The organism is uncultured Pseudoramibacter sp. (assembly GCF_903789625.1).
GTDB lineage: Bacteria > Bacillota > Clostridia > Eubacteriales > Eubacteriaceae > Pseudoramibacter > Pseudoramibacter fermentans.
Genome location: NZ_CAIFFF010000013.1, coordinates 1 through 15466, shown reverse-complemented (window position 1 = coordinate 15466; position 15466 = coordinate 1). Strand labels below are relative to the sequence as shown.

General features: G+C 54.5%; 18 protein-coding genes. 3 read left to right on the top strand and 15 right to left on the bottom strand.

The genetic code is table 11. The features are described 5' to 3' along the window. Positions 1 to 14: 14 nt before the first annotated feature. From recO to QZX60_RS07400, 15 genes are all read right to left on the bottom strand, one after another. Positions 15 to 770 carry a DNA repair protein RecO gene (recO, locus tag QZX60_RS07470; protein WP_295363158.1) on the bottom strand — a complete coding sequence of 252 codons (756 nt, stop codon included), beginning with the start codon at positions 768 to 770 and terminating at the stop codon, positions 15 to 17. Beyond that, entirely contained in the window at positions 771 to 1676 is a 906-nt protein-coding gene (gene era / locus QZX60_RS07465) for a GTPase Era (protein ID WP_295363155.1), read from the bottom strand. Between the two features lie 22 nt (positions 1677 to 1698). Then, positions 1699 to 2055 (bottom strand): diacylglycerol kinase family protein, encoded by a 357-nt coding sequence (locus QZX60_RS07460; protein WP_295363152.1) that lies wholly within the window; start codon positions 2053 to 2055, stop codon positions 1699 to 1701. Then, positions 2052 to 2567 carry an rRNA maturation RNase YbeY gene (gene ybeY / locus QZX60_RS07455; RefSeq protein ID WP_295363149.1) on the bottom strand — a complete coding sequence of 172 codons (516 nt, stop codon included), beginning with the start codon at positions 2565 to 2567 and terminating at the stop codon, positions 2052 to 2054. Before ybeY ends, QZX60_RS07460 begins: the two co-directional genes overlap by 4 nt. Next, on the bottom strand, positions 2554 to 3591 hold the full coding sequence (locus tag QZX60_RS07450) for a PhoH family protein (protein ID WP_295363146.1): 1038 nt from the start codon (positions 3589 to 3591) through the stop codon (positions 2554 to 2556). The genes ybeY and QZX60_RS07450 overlap by 14 nt, the downstream gene beginning before the upstream one ends. A 19-nt stretch (positions 3592 to 3610) precedes the next feature. After that, a complete protein-coding gene (locus QZX60_RS07445) occupies positions 3611 to 4216 on the bottom strand; it encodes a histidine phosphatase family protein (RefSeq protein WP_295363144.1) in 606 nt (201 codons plus the stop codon). 145 nt (positions 4217 to 4361) lie between these two features. Beyond that, positions 4362 to 4760: an ATP synthase F1 subunit epsilon gene (atpC, locus tag QZX60_RS07440; RefSeq protein ID WP_295363141.1), complete on the bottom strand. Its 399-nt coding sequence runs from the start codon at positions 4758 to 4760 to the stop codon at positions 4362 to 4364. A 12-nt stretch (positions 4761 to 4772) separates the two neighbouring features. Continuing rightward, positions 4773 to 6173, bottom strand: a complete 1401-nt coding sequence (gene atpD / locus QZX60_RS07435) for a F0F1 ATP synthase subunit beta (protein WP_295363138.1) — start codon at positions 6171 to 6173, stop codon at positions 4773 to 4775. A 7-nt stretch (positions 6174 to 6180) separates the two neighbouring features. Further along, complete coding sequence (gene atpG, locus QZX60_RS07430; protein WP_295363135.1) at positions 6181 to 7071, bottom strand: ATP synthase F1 subunit gamma; 891 nt, start codon at positions 7069 to 7071, stop codon at positions 6181 to 6183. Positions 7072 to 7076: 5 nt separating this feature from the next. Beyond that, on the bottom strand, positions 7077 to 8591 hold the full coding sequence (gene atpA, locus QZX60_RS07425) for a F0F1 ATP synthase subunit alpha (protein WP_295363133.1): 1515 nt from the start codon (positions 8589 to 8591) through the stop codon (positions 7077 to 7079). A 4-nt stretch (positions 8592 to 8595) separates the two neighbouring features. Then, positions 8596 to 9114, bottom strand: a complete 519-nt coding sequence (locus QZX60_RS07420) for a FoF1 ATP synthase subunit delta (RefSeq protein WP_295363131.1) — start codon at positions 9112 to 9114, stop codon at positions 8596 to 8598. Next, a complete protein-coding gene (locus QZX60_RS07415) occupies positions 9098 to 9556 on the bottom strand; it encodes an ATP synthase F0 subunit B (RefSeq protein ID WP_295363128.1) in 459 nt (152 codons plus the stop codon). The genes QZX60_RS07420 and QZX60_RS07415 overlap by 17 nt, the downstream gene beginning before the upstream one ends. A gap of 20 nt (positions 9557 to 9576) precedes the next feature. After that, on the bottom strand, positions 9577 to 9801 hold the full coding sequence (gene atpE, locus QZX60_RS07410; RefSeq protein ID WP_295363125.1) for an ATP synthase F0 subunit C: 225 nt from the start codon (positions 9799 to 9801) through the stop codon (positions 9577 to 9579). A 72-nt stretch (positions 9802 to 9873) separates the two neighbouring features. Then, the gene (locus QZX60_RS07405; RefSeq protein WP_295363123.1) at positions 9874 to 10569 is read right to left on the bottom strand and encodes a F0F1 ATP synthase subunit A; all 696 of its coding nucleotides are present in this window, start codon (positions 10567 to 10569) and stop codon (positions 9874 to 9876) included. A gap of 259 nt (positions 10570 to 10828) precedes the next feature. After that, positions 10829 to 12727, bottom strand: a complete 1899-nt coding sequence (locus QZX60_RS07400) for an acyltransferase family protein (RefSeq protein WP_295363120.1) — start codon at positions 12725 to 12727, stop codon at positions 10829 to 10831. A 176-nt stretch (positions 12728 to 12903) separates the two neighbouring features. Between QZX60_RS07400 and QZX60_RS07395 the strand changes: the two genes are divergently transcribed. The 3 genes from QZX60_RS07395 (at position 12904) to QZX60_RS07385 (ending at position 15368) form a co-directional block, all read left to right on the top strand. Continuing rightward, a complete protein-coding gene (locus QZX60_RS07395) occupies positions 12904 to 14274 on the top strand; it encodes an MATE family efflux transporter (RefSeq protein WP_295363117.1) in 1371 nt (456 codons plus the stop codon). After that, complete coding sequence (locus tag QZX60_RS07390) at positions 14271 to 14840, top strand: DUF5662 family protein (RefSeq protein WP_295363114.1); 570 nt, start codon at positions 14271 to 14273, stop codon at positions 14838 to 14840. Before QZX60_RS07395 ends, QZX60_RS07390 begins: the two co-directional genes overlap by 4 nt. Before the next feature lie 153 nt (positions 14841 to 14993). Further along, entirely contained in the window at positions 14994 to 15368 is a 375-nt protein-coding gene (locus tag QZX60_RS07385; protein ID WP_295363111.1) for a desulfoferrodoxin family protein, read from the top strand. The last annotated feature ends 98 nt before the right edge of the window (positions 15369 to 15466 follow it).

Below are 15466 nucleotides of genomic sequence, written 5' to 3'. Positions count from 1 at the left end.
TCCTTTATTGGATTTCACTGCCTGCTGCTCTGAGCAGATAATTCCTTGTAAAATTGATAGCTTTTGGTCTGCCGTCCAAGCTGAACGGTAATGTAGCGGTCCATCAGATCGAGCCCCTGACGGACGCGGCCGGCGTCCCATTTGGTGTGGCAGATGGTTTTGATCGGTTCCCCCATCCACCGGCGCATATCGGCGATCAAGTCGGGGGTGACTGGCAGATCGCCCGGCTTCAGGCAGCTCCCGCAGACGGTGCCGCCGTCTTGAAGCGAAAATCCAGTCAGCTGTTCCCTTTCGCCGCACCGCACGCAGCGTGACAACTCCGGCCCAAGCCCCTGAATGCGCGTCAGCTTAAGTTGAAAGCAGGTGGCCAATGCCTCGTCGTTTTCAGCCAGCTGTTCCGACCAGTAATAAAAAATGTGGGTCACCGCCTTGAGCATTTCCGGATCACCCTGATAAAAATCGTAGAAGGCGTCCAAAAGCTCCGCGACGTAGGACGCCAGCGTCACCTTGACAATGTCGCCTCTTAGCTTATAAAAAGACTCAATTAGTGTCGCGTCGGAAATGTTCGCAAAATTCTTGCCCTCGAAATACATGAAATCGCCGTAGGTGAAGAGCTGGGTCACACTCCTCAGCGCGCCTTTGCGCCGTCTCGCGCCTCGGGCGATGGCCCGCTGCTTGCCGTATTTTTCGGTGAACAGCGTCAACAGCTTGTCGTTGTCCTGATAGGGCGACTCCCGAATGACGAGGGCCTTCGTTTTGACCGACGCCATTTAATACCGGTACCCCAAATCCTTGAGGGCCATGTCGTCCTCGCGCCATTTCTGACGCACCTTGACCCACAGCTGCAGGTTGACTTTCTGAGACAGAAAGGCTTCGATATCCTGCCGTGCGTCGCTGCCGATGGCCTTGAGCATGCTGCCGCCCTTGCCGATGACGATGCCCTTATGACTCTTCTTTTCGCACTGAATGTCCGCCTCGATGTCGACGACGGTCTTGCCGTGCTTGCCCTTGCGCGGGTGCATCTTTGTGACCTCCACTGCAATGCCGTGGGGCACCTCGTCTCTGAGATGATTCAGCGCCTTTTCCCGAATGATTTCGGAGACGATGAAGCGCTCGCTCTGATCGATGACCATATCGTCAGGGAAATACATCGGCCCCTCGGGCAGGATCGCCTGAATCCGTTCGATCAGCGTGTCGACGCCGTCGCGCTTAACCGCGGAAATCGGAATGATTTCCCGATAGATGTCTTGGGATTTCGCCTGATCGATTTTTTCGAGCAGCGCCGGTTTTGAGAACTGGTCGATTTTGTTGATCACGAGGATCACCGGCGTCTTCATCTTGCGGACAATGCGTTGGATGTATTGATCCTCCGGATAGGTTTTCTTCGCGGAACCGTCGATCAAGTAGAGCACCACGTCCACATCCTCGAGGGTATCCTTGATCGCCTGTTTCATCGCCTCGTCGAGCTTGTTTTGGGGCTGGTGAATCCCCGGCGTATCCACAAAGACCATCTGGCTCGTGTCGTCCGTCCGGATACAGCGGATGGCGTTGCGCGTGGTCTGCGGCCGCGGCGACGTGATGACCAGCTTTTCCCCGATCAGCGCGTTGAGCAGCGTCGATTTGCCCACGTTGGGGCGGCCGATCAGCGCGACAAATCCCGATTTAAATTGACTCACATTTACCTCACTTTGTTTTGATTCAGAACAGCGCCAGCACCTTCGGCGCGAAAATGATCACGCCGACGATCACTGACACGATCGCCATGCACAGGACGGCCGCCGCGGCCGTGTCCTTCGCGATCTTAGCCAAATGGTTGAATTCCTCGGTGTAGAGATCCACCAGCGTTTCAACCGCCGTGTTGATGACCTCGAGAATCATGACAAAACCAATGACCAGAACCAGAGCGAGCCATTCGGCGTGGCTGACGTGAAAAATGAAACCGAGGGCGATGGCGATCAGCGCCATCACCGAGTGAATGCGCATATTGGGCTGGGTCTTGATGACGTAGCCGAGCCCTTCAAAGGCGTAATGAAAGCTTTTTCTCAGGCGTTTCACTGGTTTGCTCCTTCTTGATTTTCCTGTGATTTCAGCGGCGTACCCACGTCACCGATGACGGTCTTTTCCCGGGCGCGCATCTGCTTCTTATCCTCAGGCTCCATGTGATCGTAGCCGAGCAGGTGCAGCGTCGAATGCACCGACAGGTAGCACATTTCCCGCTCCATTCCGGTGCCGTATTCCGCGCCCTGCGCCTTGGCGCGGGCTGGATTGAGCACAATATCGCCGAGGAGCACCGGTATCTCCGACGGTGTCGTCAGCACGGCCTGATCCTCAGGGAAGTTGTACATCGGGAAGGACAGCACGTCGGTTTCCCGGTCGATGCCGCGGTACTCCGCGTTCAGTCTGTGAATCGTCTCCGGCTCGACCCAGGTCAGCGAAATTTCGTAGGTGTTGAGGTCGAGATCAATGCCTTCTGTAACCAAAGTCTTCTGGATGTAGGCTTCGATTTCAGGCAGCCATTTCTCTTCGGCCTTGTACGCGGTTTGGTTTTCAAAATCAATGGTGATCATGGTGTTTTCTCCGGCGGGGCGCGTCTTTTTCTTCGCTGTCCGCTTCCGATTCTTGATGGGCCGCACGCGTCTGGTCGTACTTTTCGTAGGCTTCGATGATGCGCTGCACGAGGCGGTGGCGCACCACATCCGAATAATCGAATTCGATGAAGTCGATGCCCTTGATGCCCTTCAGCACGCGCTGGGCTTCGATGAGCCCCGAGCGTTTTCCGGAGGGCAGGTCGATTTGGGTGACGTCCCCGGTGACGATGACCTTGGAGCCCGCGCCGAAGCGGGTCAAGAACATCTTCATCTGGGCCGGCGTCGTGTTCTGGGCTTCGTCCAAAATGATGTACGCATTTTCAAGGGTGCGGCCGCGCATGTAGGCCAGCGGCGCCACTTCGATGAGCCCCTTTTCCATATTGCGCTCGAAAGCCTCCGGCCCCATGATTTCAAACAGCGCGTCGTAAAGCGGGCGCAGGTACGGGTCGACCTTGTCCTGCAGGTCGCCGGGCAGAAAGCCGAGCTTTTCGCCGGCTTCGACCGCAGGCCGGGTCAAAATCAAACGGCTCACGTCCCCGTTTTTAAAGGCGGTGATGGCCATCGCCATCGCGAGGTAGGTCTTGCCGGTGCCGGCCGGGCCGATCCCGAAGACGATATCGTTGTGCCGAATGGCGTCGATGTAGCGGTGCTGGCCGAGGGTCTTCGCCTTAATCGGCTTGCCCCGAGTCGTGAAGCAGATGATGTCGTCCATCATCTCCGCGTATTGGCTGTTGATGCCCTTCATGCGCATTTCGATCAGATAATGGGTCGTGTCCGCGCTGATGCCCTTGTCCTTCTTGATCACACCGACCATGTCGCCGATGACGGCCAGCGCCCCTTCGACGCCGGGGGCTTCACCGGTCACCGTCAATTTTGAGTCCCGGACATTGATGTGCACGCCGAAGCTCTTTTCAATCTGCTTGACGTTGGCGTCGTATTCGCCGAAAAGCGGCGTCAGCACGTCCGCCGAATCGATTAAGATTTCACGTTTTACTTTTTCCAAATAACTCTCCTATAAAAAATTATTGTAATGTTTCGGACGGAATGAGCCCGCAGAGTACGCCGTAATCGCCGATCATTTTGATTTGCACAATTGACGCGGGCTGGGTCTCGACGTGCCAGGTCAGCGCGTCGGGCATCCCGCAGAGCACCGCAAGGGCCGCGCGGACCACGCCGCCGTGGGTGACCAGCGCAAGGTGAGCGCTGTCGTCGTACGCGCCTTTAATCTCTTTCCAGAATGCGGCGAACCGCGCCTTGACATCTTGAAAGCCTTCGCCCTCCGGCAGACGGTAGCGGTCGAAATCGGCGAGCCAGGCCTGCCAGATCTCTTGATATTGAGCTTCGGCCTCTGCCGCGGTCAAGCCGTCGAAAATGCCGAAATGCATTTCCCTGAGCCGGTCGTCCTGTCGGACACGCACGTGACTGGCGCGGGCCAGCTGCTTGGCCATCGCCATCGTCCGCCCGGAAGGGCTCGCGTACACGGCGTCGAAGGTCGTCCCCGAAAGCCGCGCTAAGGTCTGGGCCTGCTGGGCCCTTCCCCTCTCGGTCAACTCGGATTCCGTCATCCCTAAATAACGTTTTTCGGCATTGCCCAAGGTCTGGGCATGCCGGACAATTGTCAGTTTCATGGTTTTATTATAACGAATCAGCTCGAAAAAATAAACGGATAACACTACTTTTGTGCCCTTCCCGCCGTTGTCTTAAATAAAAAAGAGCCGCCGTCACCAGAAATAGCGCTCTGGATTCGGAGACTCGTATTATTTTTAAATTTTTCTACCGTTTGACCTTCAGACGGGCCACCGCACGGGACAGAGCCGCCTGGCCTTTGTAGTATTCCTGCAGGCTCTTGCGCTGGCGCAGGCGTTCTTCCGCACGTTCGGCCGCTGCCTTGGCGCGGTTCGCGTCGATTTCTTCCGGCCGTTCGACCGTATCGACGATTACCGTCACCTGATTGTCGACCACTTCGGCAAAGCCTGTGCCTGAAACGGCGATCGTTTCGGCGCCGGATTCGTCGGTAAAGCGCAGCGTGCCGTTGGTCATCGCCATCAGCATCGCCGAGTGATGGGCCAACACCTGTTTTTCGCCGTCGGTACACGGAATCGTGAGGGACTGGCATTTGCCTTCGTAGAACAAGCGGTTGCTGGCCACAATTTTCAAATCAAATAACGCCATCAGATCACCTGCTTATTTCGACGCTTCTGCTTTAAGCTGCTTGTCTTTTTCGATCGCGTCTTCGATGGTCCCGACATTGAAGAAGGCCGCTTCGGACAAATCGTCCAATTCGCCGTCGAGGATCATCTTGAAGCCCTTGACCGTTTCCGCGACTGGCACATACGCACCGGCCACACCGGTGAATTTTTCGGCGACGTGGAACGGCTGCGACAGGAAACGTTGAATCTTGCGGGCGCGCATGACGGTGACCTTGTCTTCGTCGGATAATTCTTCCATCCCGAGGATGGCAATGATGTCCTGAAGTTCCTTGTACTTCTGAAGCACAGACTGAACCCGTCTGGCCACGTTGTAGTGTTCTTCCCCGACGACGTCCGGTTCGAGAATACGCGAGGAGGATTCCAGCGGATCGACAGCTGGGTAAATCCCTTGTTCGACGATTTTACGGGACAACACGGTCGTCGCGTCGAGGTGGGTGAACGTCGTCGCCGGCGCCGGGTCGGTAATGTCGTCGGCCGGTACGTAAACCGCCTGAACCGACGTGATCGAGCCCTTCTTCGTCGAGGCGATGCGTTCCTGCAGCGCGCCCATTTCGTTGGCCAGCGTCGGCTGATAACCGACGGCTGACGGCATTCGGCCGAGCAGGGCCGAAACTTCTGAACCGGCCTGGGTGAATCGATAGATGTTGTCGATGAAGAGCAGCACGTTCTGATTCATCTGATCTCTGAAATATTCGGCCATCGTCAGCCCCGTTTCCGGGACCAGCATACGGGATCCTGGCGGTTCGTTCATCTGACCAAAGACCAAGGCGGTCTTGTCCAGAACGCCGGAGGCCTTCATTTCCGTGTAAAGTTCATTCCCTTCACGGGAGCGTTCGCCGACCCCGGTGAAAATGGAGTAGCCGCCGTGTTCCGTCGCGATGTTGTGAATCAGTTCCTGAATCAAAACGGTCTTGCCGACGCCGGCGCCGCCGAACAGGCCGATCTTGCCGCCCTTAGCGTACGGTGCGAGCAGGTCGACGACCTTGATGCCCGTTTCAAACATTTCGACGGCCGGACTCTGGTCTTCGAATGCCGGCGGTTCTCTGTGAATTTCCCAATGGGGCGCGTCGCTGAGGTCTTCACCGCCATCGATCGCGTCCCCTGTGACGTTGAAAAGTCTGCCCAGGACCTGTTCCCCGACGGGAACGGCAATGCTGGCGCCGGTGTCTTCGACGTCGATGCCCCTGCACAGCCCTTCTGCGGCGTTAAGCAGGATGCAGCGAACGGTGTCGTCGCCAATATGCTGGGAAACTTCCATTGTGTATTGTTTACCGTTATGGGAAGCCATCAGCGCGTTTTTGACCTTTGGCAGTTCCCCGCCTTCAAAGGTCACGTCGATGACAGCGCCCATCACCTGTGTGATTTTCCCTTTCATCTATTCTTTAGCTCTTTCCTTTCTGCTGTGCCCTCGCGCCTGCCGCGATTTCCGTGATTTCCTGAGTAATGCTGGCCTGGCGGACGCGGTTGTACTCGAGTTTGAGATCCGACAGAATGTCTTTCGCCGAATCCGTCGCGTTTTCCATGGCCATGACCCTGGAATTCTGTTCGGAGCAGTAAGCCTCGACCATCGCGCTGTAAATTTCGCCGACGGTGTAATCCGGAACGACGGTGTTTACAACCGCTCGCGGTGTCGGGTACAGTTCAAACTCCGTATGAATCGGATCGGCCGTTTCGAGCACGTCCTTCGGTTCCAGCGGCAGGACCTTCGTCTTCGTCGTCTCCATCGTGACCGAGTTGATCATTTTCGTATAAATGATGTACACATCGTCCAGCATGTGATGATGGAAGGCCTGAAAAACGCGGTAAGCCATGTCCCGGGCCCGGCCCAAAGTCGGATCCTGAGCCGTGTACATGAAGTTGACATCGAAGGGGATTTTCCGCTGGCGCAGATAATGTACGCCGACCTGGCCGACGACAAAGATCTGGTTGTTCGGCGTCGACTTTAACGATTTTTCCAGAAGCTTGAAGATGTTCTGGTGATAGGCGCCGGCCAGCCCTTTATCCCCTGTGATCACGATGTAGCCCGTCTTCCGCTCTTCGGCTGGAATTTCCGGCCGGCTGTCGAAGAACGGATGTTCGGCATCCTCGTCCGGCAGATGGCGCAGCGCCAAGGCCAGTACGGATTCCAGCGTATCGAAATACGGCAGGGTATCCTGCCAGGCCTTTCTCGCCTTGCGCATCTTGTTGTTCGAGATCATGTACATGGCGTTGGTGATCTTCATCGTGTCCTGAACCGAGGCGATTCGGGTTTTCAGTTCATTGAGTGAAGCCATGATCCCTACCTCGCTGTTTTTTGATCCATTCCCGCGACAATTTGTTTCGCAGCGTCGACAATCTGCTGCTTCAGTTCGTCATCCAAATCCTTGGTGGTGTTGAGCTGATCGATGATTTCCGGATGCTGCACCTTGAAATCTTCGAGCAATGTCTTCTGAACAGCCTTCAGATCCGCGACCGGAATCTTATTGAAAGCGCCGTTTTCCGCAGCAACCAATGAGATGACCTGATCGGCCATTGACATCGGCTGGTGTACCGGCTGCTTGAGCATTTCCATCAGCCGTTCGCCGTAGGCCAGCTGGGCCTGGGTTTCATCGTCCAAATCGGACGAGAACTGCGTGAAGGTTTCGAGTTCGCGGTACTGGGACAAATCGATTCGGATCGTCCCTGTGGCCTTCTTCGTCGCCTTGGTCTGGGCGTCCCCGCCGACACGGGAAACTGACAGCCCGACGTTGACCGCCGGCCGCATCCCCGAGTGGAACAGTGACGATTCGAGGAAGATCTGCCCGTCGGTGATCGAAATGATGTTCGTCGGAATGTAGGCGGAGACGTCTCCGGCCTGGGTTTCGACGATTGGCAGCGCCGTGATGGAGCCGCCGCCGAGGGCGTCGTTCAAATGGCTCGACCGTTCGAGCAGTCTGGAGTGCAGATAAAAAACGTCCCCAGGATAAGCTTCACGCCCTGGCGAACGTCCGAGCAGCAGGGAAAGCGCACGGTAAGCCACCGCGTGCTTGGACAAATCGTCGTAGACGATCAGCACGTCCTTGCCCTTGTGCATGAAGTATTCTGCGATGGCCGTGCCTGAATAAGGCGCGATGTACTGTTCTGAGGCCGTATTGGCCGCCGACGCGTTGACGATGATCGAGTAATCCATCGCCCCGTAATTTTCGAGAGTTCTGGCCAGCTGAGCGACTGATGACGCCTTCTGACCGATGGCCACGTAAATACAGATAGTGTCCTTTCCCTTTTGGTTGAGCATGGTGTCCACCGCGATCGAGGTCTTCCCCGTCTGGCGGTCGCCGATGATGAGCTCACGCTGTCCGCGGCCGATCGGGAACATCGTATCGATGGACAAGATCCCCGTTTCCATCGGGGTATCGACGGCCTGACGGTCGAGAATCCCCGGCGCCGGCGATTCGATCGGGCGCCGTTCACTGGATTCGATGGGCCCTTTGCCGTCGATTGGGTCGCCCAAGGCGTTGACCACGCGGCCTAAAAAATCGTCGCCGACCGGCACCGACATTTCCTGTCCGGTGCGATGAACTTCCATACCTTCTGAGATATCGGCGTCTCTGCCGAATAAGATACAGCGTGTCAAATCTTCTCCGATATCCTGGACCATACCGCGGTCGCCGGATTCGAAGGTCACAATTTCGCCGTAAAAAGCGCGGCGCATTCCGTACACGGAAACAATGCCGTCGCCAACGGTGAGAACTGTCCCGATTTCCTGAACGCTGTCGTCTTTTCTAAAGTTTTCAATTTCGTCCTCTAATACGCGGACGATATGTTCTGAGTTCATGTTCTCACCTCCGTTTGTGTGTTTTAATCAATGCGTTCAATTCCTTAAAGCTGCCCGCCACCGAATGGTCGTACACGAAGTCGCGGATTCGGATGCGGAAGCCGCCGATCAATGCGTCGTCACGAACGACCTTCCATTTGATGTTGCGGACGCCGAATTTATTGAACACCAGCTTTTCCAGCGCCTCGCGGTCCGGCATCTCGCCGGCGTACCACAGTGTCCCGTGGCCCGTACCGTTTTCGATGTCCGCCAGATCTTCACAGGCGTCTAAAATTTTGCGGATGTTCTTAAATTGTCCGTGCCGGCACAGCACCGCAAAGGTCGGCACGACTTCCTTCGGGAAGATCTGCTCAATGACGTCCGCTTTCGCGCGGGTGTGCTTCGTCGGGTCTGACAGAATCTGAATGAGAGCCGGATTCTGATTGAGAATAGCCTGACATTCCTTGAGCGTGTCGCTCGATAAATGCTGGCTGCGAATCACCTTTGCACCGTCGATCACCGTCTGACTAACGAAGCGTTCCATAACGGCCCTCCGATAAAGGTGCACCGCTTTCCAGCGCTTTCTTCGTCGCCTTCATGGCAAGATCCGCGACAGCATCCTGCAGTTCCCGTTCGGTCTGTCTGCGTTCTTCCTCGAGCTGACGCCGTGTCTTTTCAGCCAGCGCCTTCGCGTCGGCTTCTGCCTCCGCCATGCGCTTCTGATAGACTTGATCGGCCTGCTTTTTCGCGTCAGATAAAATCTGTTCGCGTTCAATTTGAATCTGTTGCAGCTGTTTTTCGTACTGGGTCTTCATGTCCTCGGCAGAGGTTTTCGCTGCCGCGGCCGTGTCGAAATCGTCCTGAATCAGTTTTTTCCGCTTCCCCAGCATGTTGTTAAAGGGCTTGAATAGGAATTTCCTTAAAATCAAATACAGGACAATGACATTAATCACGGTGAAGACCAAATTAATGTCTACTTTCAGCACAGTGTGTCACCGCGCTTTCATTATTTCAACATGATGATGATCAGAAGACCGATGACGAACCCATAAATAGCGGTTGCTTCAGCCAGCGCACATCCCAAAAGCAGGTTTCTCATGATTTTGCCTTCTGCTTCCGGCTGACGAGCGATCGCTTCTGTCGCCTTCCCTGTCGCAATGCCGATCCCAATACCGGCGCCGATCCCTGTTAAAACCGCAATACCTGCACCAATTGCAATAAGTGTACCCATGATAATTTCTCCTTAAATATAGATTTTAAAATTTCTGAATCAAACTGTTTTTTCCAAAAACTGACTGCGCCGTCAGTCGTCGATTAAGCCTTCCTGCATAAACAGCGCCGTCAAGAAGACGAACACGATCATCTGAATCAATCCGTCGAAGATGTCGAAATACATGCTGAACGGAACCGGCAGGAACAGCGGACAGACGGCCTTCAAAAGTTCCATGACAACAAAGGAACCCATCACGTTGCCGAAAAGCCGCATACACAAGGACAGCGGCCGAATTCCGAGTTCCATGATGTTAAACGGCGTCATCAGCGGAAGCGGTTCGGCAAAACTCTTGAAAAATTTCTTGCCGCCGTTGTGATGCGCATTGGAATACTCAATGAGCACAATGGACATCAACGCCAACGCCAAAGTGACGTTCAAATCCTTAGTCGGGGGCGTAAAGCCGATAATCCCGATTAAATTGGCAAAGCCGAGATAAAACATCACCGTCAGCAAATAAGGGATGTACCCGGCGCCATTGTCCCCGAGGATGCCGTAAAATAAGCTGTACCCGGCGGACATAACCGATTCGAGAAAGATCTGCTTTTTCCCAGGGTTTTGAACCTTGAGCCCGTGCGTCAGGAAAATCGCCAGAGCGATGAGGATCGCCATGATGATCCACGTGACAACGACGGATTCAGACACCGCAATCGTATGACCGGCGATTTTAAAGCTGAATGCCGTTTTAATCGTCAGCGCTTCGCTCAGATCTTTCGAAAGATTTGACAAATGACCACTTCCTTTCGTCCCAATAATGATAAGAGAAAAGGGCACACCGACATCATGCCTGCGTGCCCTCGTTGGCCTTCGGTAGAAGAACTATTTATCATTATTTCAATTCTGTTCGATTTGAACTGTGGTTATTATAAGCCTAAAATTAATTTTTTCAAGCGTTTTTTTGAAATTTTCACAAAAAAACTTTCAGATGACTAATTTTTTCATTTGTTATTTTTATCACAATTTTCAGTGATTACATTTGTTTTTATTTTCACTTGTTTGTGTGCTGACGACGCGCTTTGTCCACCGCCTGCTGCTTCGTCTGCACCTGCTCGATCGCATTGTAAATCTGATCCGCGTAGGCCTTTGAGCCATCGGGATTCGGGTGGATGCCGTCCTCCCAGAGCCATTCGGGATGAGCTGAAAGGGTGCTGTTCCAATCGATGATCGTCAAATTAGGATAGTCCGCGGCCAGCTGGTTCAGATAGTCGTTGTTGGCGCGGGTCCAATCCAGCTCCGGCCCGTAGACGTTGACCCAGAATACGGAGCGGTTCGGCCCGAGGACATTCAAAAGCGCCTTGACTGCTTTCTCGTAAAGTTCGCCGTTGGTACCGAGAGAGATCACAACGGTGCGGCCGAGGTGGTGATTCTTTCGCTGTTTTTTTACCCAATCCAGCTCGTCGCCGATGTGGCGGGACTGTTTCGCGTTGATCGTCACACTGTTGTTGAATTTCGCCTTTAGATCCGGCGCCGCGTCCAGCGTCACGGAATCGCCAATAATCGTCACGTTTTTAACCGAGGCGCGTGCCGCGTTGCCCGTTCCCTTGTAATTGGTTTTGGCCTTCGGCGGATCCGTCCAAGGGTAAATGGGTGTCCCGTCCTTCGTTTTTGAAATCGCCTTTTGATTCTTTTCAAGCCGGGATCTCAGCGCCTGCTGCACCTCCGCTCGGCTGTTCTTTGACGTTATTGTCGTGTAAAGGCCCAGCCCGCAGATCACCGCCGCGGCACAGGCCACCGCCACCGCTGCGATTTTAAGCGCCTGCTTTTTGAAAGGCTGCCGCCACTTCTTCTTTTCGACAAAGTCGACGAGCCACGCCGACCACGCCGAAAGCGCACCGATCAGCACGAGCGCGAGGACGCCGCCCGCGGCATGATCGAGCCAGCCCTTGTTATTAAAGACGAAAATCACCGGATACTGCCAAAGAAACAAGCCGTAGCTGTGGCTGCCGATCCACTTGAGCACGCGGCTGCGGTCGAGCCGCCTGCCGAAGGTCAGTCGGCTGTCCACGGTCATCGCCAGCAGCGCGCCGAAAGCCAGGGTATACAGCGCCATGCCGCCGTCGTAAACAAAGGCGTAACGCCCTTTGATGAAGACGTAGCTGACAACCACAAGCGCGATAATCCCCCAGAACGCCGCCGTGATTTTTATTCCCGCCCTGCGTGGCCTCGGCCTGCGCTTTCTCGAGGCGTCCCTTTCGTATTTAAGGAGTCCGAGACAGGCCCCGAAAAGAAGGGCGAAGGCGCGGGTATCGGTGCCGTAGTAGACCCGGGTGACGTTGTGGGTGATCTGGTAGCAGATCGGCATCCACACCGCGCTGACGAGGGATAAAAGCAGCACAAAGCACCACGCCGCGAAAAAACCGCGCCGCTTCTTTATTTGCTTGCCGCCCCAAAAAATCAGTGGCCAAATTAAAATGTATTGTATTTCGATGCCGAGAAACCACAGATGGGTAAAGGGCGAAGCGCTCGCGATCCGCTTAAAATAATCCGCGTTCTGGGCAATCTGCCACCAGTTGTTGACGCCGAGAAAAACACTCGCGACCTCGAGCCGGATGCCTTGCACCGCCCAGGGCACAAGAAACCGAATGACGCCGACTGAAAAGAAGACGACGAGAATGAGCTCCGGATACAGCCGCTTGACCCGCTTGGCGTAAAAGTTCGGCACCGTAAACGTGCCACGGTGGTCCCGCTCAGCCGTAGTGTAGGCCAAAAGAAACCCGGTGATGACGAAAAAGAGGAGGACGCCCAGATAGCCGCCCGCGAAAACATTCGGGATCAGGTGGAAAAAGGTGACGCCGATGATGGCAAGGGCCCGCAGCCCGTCCAATCCGGGAAGGTAGGTTTTTGCCGATTTAATCTTAATGTCTGATTTTTTTTGTGATTTTTGCATATTGCCGCCGTAAAATATAATTCGTTCTAAAATTTAACCATTTCCTTATTTGCACACCTATTATAATAACTCCCCCAGCGACTGTCAAACCCCAGGCCGCGCTTTTATCATTGGCATTTTTCAAGCGTGTGATATAATAATGAACATTGTCAAAAACCAAATCAAAGGAGGACGCAATGGAACAGGATATGACCAAGGGGAGAATTCTCCCGCTCATCATCAAATTTATGATTCCGCTTTTGATCGGCGACGTCTTCCAGATGCTCTACAACATGGTGGACACGATCATCGTCGGCCGCTTCATCGGCGCCGACGCCCTGGCTGCTGTTGGCTCCACTGGCGGGCTGATGTATTTGATCGGCGGCTTTGCCATCGGCATCACCGCCGGCTTCACGGTGCTGACCTCTCAGCGCTACGGCGCTGGGGACCGTGGCGGCGTCAAGGTCTCAGTCGCGACGGGCATTGAGCTTGGCTTTGCCCTGTCCGCGATTTTAACTGTGCTGTTCTGGGCCTTCGCCCCACAGATTCTCAAGCTGATGAACACGCCGGCCTCGGTCTACCGCGATGCCCTTGCCTACATCCGCATCATCTGTCTTGGTACGCTCTGCACGGTGTTCTACAATTTGTTCTCCGCTTTTCTGCGCGCCGTCGGCAACAGCCGCGCGCCGCTGTATTTCCTCGTCTTTTCCGCGTGTCTCAACGTCGGGCTCGACCTGTTGTTCATCATCACCTTTCACGCCGGTGTCGGCGGTGCCGCCACCGCGACGGTGCTCTCCCAAGGCATCTCGGCGGTGCTCTGCGCGGTGTACACGGTGCTCCGCGTGCCAGTGCTGATTCCCAGCCGCGATCACTGGCGGCCGAAGCGCTGGGCCGTCGCCTTTGAAATCCGAATGGGCATTCCGATGGCCCTGCAGTACGCGATCACCGATTCCGGCATCATGATCATGCAGGCGGCGATCAATTTGTTTGGTGCCGACGCCGTCGCGTCCTTCACCGCCGCGTCGAAAATACAAAACATTTTGATGCAGGGCATGATCGCAATGGGTCAGACGATGGCGACCTTCTGCGGACAGAACGCCGGCGCGCGGGACCTCGGCCGAATCCGCGAGGGGATTAAAATATCGGTGATTATCGAGGTGATCTATTCCATCGCCGCGATGGCGCTGATGGTGCTGCCGCTGCGCACGTTCATGGGCCTGTTTTTCTCCTCGGGCAAAGAACTGTCCCGAATGATGCCCTGGGCGCTGACCTACGCGAAAATTTCGATTCCGTGCTACATTCCGCTGGCGATGATCTTCATCTTCAGAAGCAGCATGGAAGGCTGCGGCTACGCAATGCTGCCGCTGATCTGCGGCCTGACCGAGCTGGCCGCGCGCGGCGGCACTGCCGTCCTCGGCATCCACCTACATTCCTACGCCGTGTCCTGCGCGTGCGACCCGGCCGCGTGGCTGCTCGCCGGGGTCATGTCCATTTTGATCTTCATCTGGATGTACCGCGACATCGCCAAAAAATCAAATCGTGCAATTATAAAAGAAGGTTTATCATGAAAAACGCATTATCTATGGGCTGGGGCCATTTCAAGACCATCACCCACCACAAATGGCTCGTGATGAAGCACTGCTTCAAGGTTGGGCTTTACAAGCAGGGGCTGCTCCACGACATGAGCAAATACAGCTGGACAGAGTTCTCAACGGGCGTCCGCTTTTTCACCGGCACCCACAGCCCCAACGCCGAGGCCCGCAAACAGACAGGCATTTCCCGGGCTTGGCTGCACCACAAGGGCCGCAACAAGCACCATTTCGAGTACTGGATCGATTTGGACCTCAAGGATCACACCAAAATGGTCGGCTTCCGCATGCCGTACAAATACGTGGCGGAAATGTTCTGCGACCGCGTCGCCGCGAGTAAAATTTATTTAAAGGATCAATACACTGAGCACCATCCGTGGGACTATTACCAGCACATGAAGGATTCGCCCTACATGCACCCCACCACTCATCAGGAGCTCGAGTTTCTGCTCAAAAAACTTCGGGACGAGGGCGAGGACGCGACCTTTGCTTGGCTGAAGGCCGAGCTCAAAAGACGGAAAAAAGCGAAAGATTATTACGATTAATTTAAGATTTAGTTTTGAACAATTCTAATATTGGATAAAGTAGATCTTATCTTAAGACGGGATTTATTTCGCCGATCTCACTTTACAAAATGAAATTCAAGTTCTATAATAAAGCTATGAAATCGTATTACAGGCACAAAGAAGGAGGCCAATATGAAAATTTACAAATGCTCGAAATGTGGACAGATGGTTTATGTACTTCAGGATTCACCGTACACCCCAGTTTGCTGCGGCGTGGATATGGACGAATTAACCGCTAACACCACAGATGCTGCAACAGAAAAACACGTCCCGGTCATTACTCAGAACGGCACTCACGTCGACGTCGTGGTCGGCTCCGTCGAACACCCGATGCTCGAAAAACACTACATTCAGTGGATCGCACTGGAAACCGCTCAGGGCGTTCAGGTCAAATACTTAAAACCAGGCGAAGCGCCGAAGGCTTCTTTTGAATTGACCGCGGACGACAAACTAATCGCTGCTTACGAATTCTGCAATCTCCATGGACTGTGGAAGGCTGAAGCTTAATCAAAAAAGCGCACTAAAAAAGTCGAAGTGAACTTCACTTCGACTCAGACTGTAGACAAACGAGGCTCTGAGAAAATACTCAGAGCCTCGTTTGATTT

What these genes read in the sequence shown, in the direction of transcription:
- recO (WP_295363158.1), bottom strand. Translation starts at nt 770, where the DNA reads ATGGCGTCGGTCAAAACGAAGGCCCTCGTCATTCGGGAGTCGCCCTAT.
- atpE (WP_295363125.1), bottom strand. Translation starts at nt 9,801, where the DNA reads ATGGGTACACTTATTGCAATTGGTGCAGGTATTGCGGTTTTAACAGGG.
- QZX60_RS07445 (WP_295363144.1), bottom strand. Translation starts at nt 4,216, where the DNA reads ATGAAACTGACAATTGTCCGGCATGCCCAGACCTTGGGCAATGCCGAA.
- atpA (WP_295363133.1), bottom strand. Translation starts at nt 8,591, where the DNA reads ATGAACTCAGAACATATCGTCCGCGTATTAGAGGACGAAATTGAAAAC.
- QZX60_RS07400 (WP_295363120.1), bottom strand. Translation starts at nt 12,727, where the DNA reads ATGCAAAAATCACAAAAAAAATCAGACATTAAGATTAAATCGGCAAAA.
- ybeY (WP_295363149.1), bottom strand. Translation starts at nt 2,567, where the DNA reads ATGATCACCATTGATTTTGAAAACCAAACCGCGTACAAGGCCGAAGAG.
- atpC (WP_295363141.1), bottom strand. Translation starts at nt 4,760, where the DNA reads ATGGCGTTATTTGATTTGAAAATTGTGGCCAGCAACCGCTTGTTCTAC.
- QZX60_RS07385 (WP_295363111.1), top strand. Translation starts at nt 14,994, where the DNA reads ATGAAAATTTACAAATGCTCGAAATGTGGACAGATGGTTTATGTACTT.
- atpD (WP_295363138.1), bottom strand. Translation starts at nt 6,173, where the DNA reads ATGAAAGGGAAAATCACACAGGTGATGGGCGCTGTCATCGACGTGACC.
- QZX60_RS07395 (WP_295363117.1), top strand. Translation starts at nt 12,904, where the DNA reads ATGGAACAGGATATGACCAAGGGGAGAATTCTCCCGCTCATCATCAAA.
- QZX60_RS07390 (WP_295363114.1), top strand. Translation starts at nt 14,271, where the DNA reads ATGAAAAACGCATTATCTATGGGCTGGGGCCATTTCAAGACCATCACC.
- QZX60_RS07420 (WP_295363131.1), bottom strand. Translation starts at nt 9,114, where the DNA reads ATGGAACGCTTCGTTAGTCAGACGGTGATCGACGGTGCAAAGGTGATT.
- atpG (WP_295363135.1), bottom strand. Translation starts at nt 7,071, where the DNA reads ATGGCTTCACTCAATGAACTGAAAACCCGAATCGCCTCGGTTCAGGAC.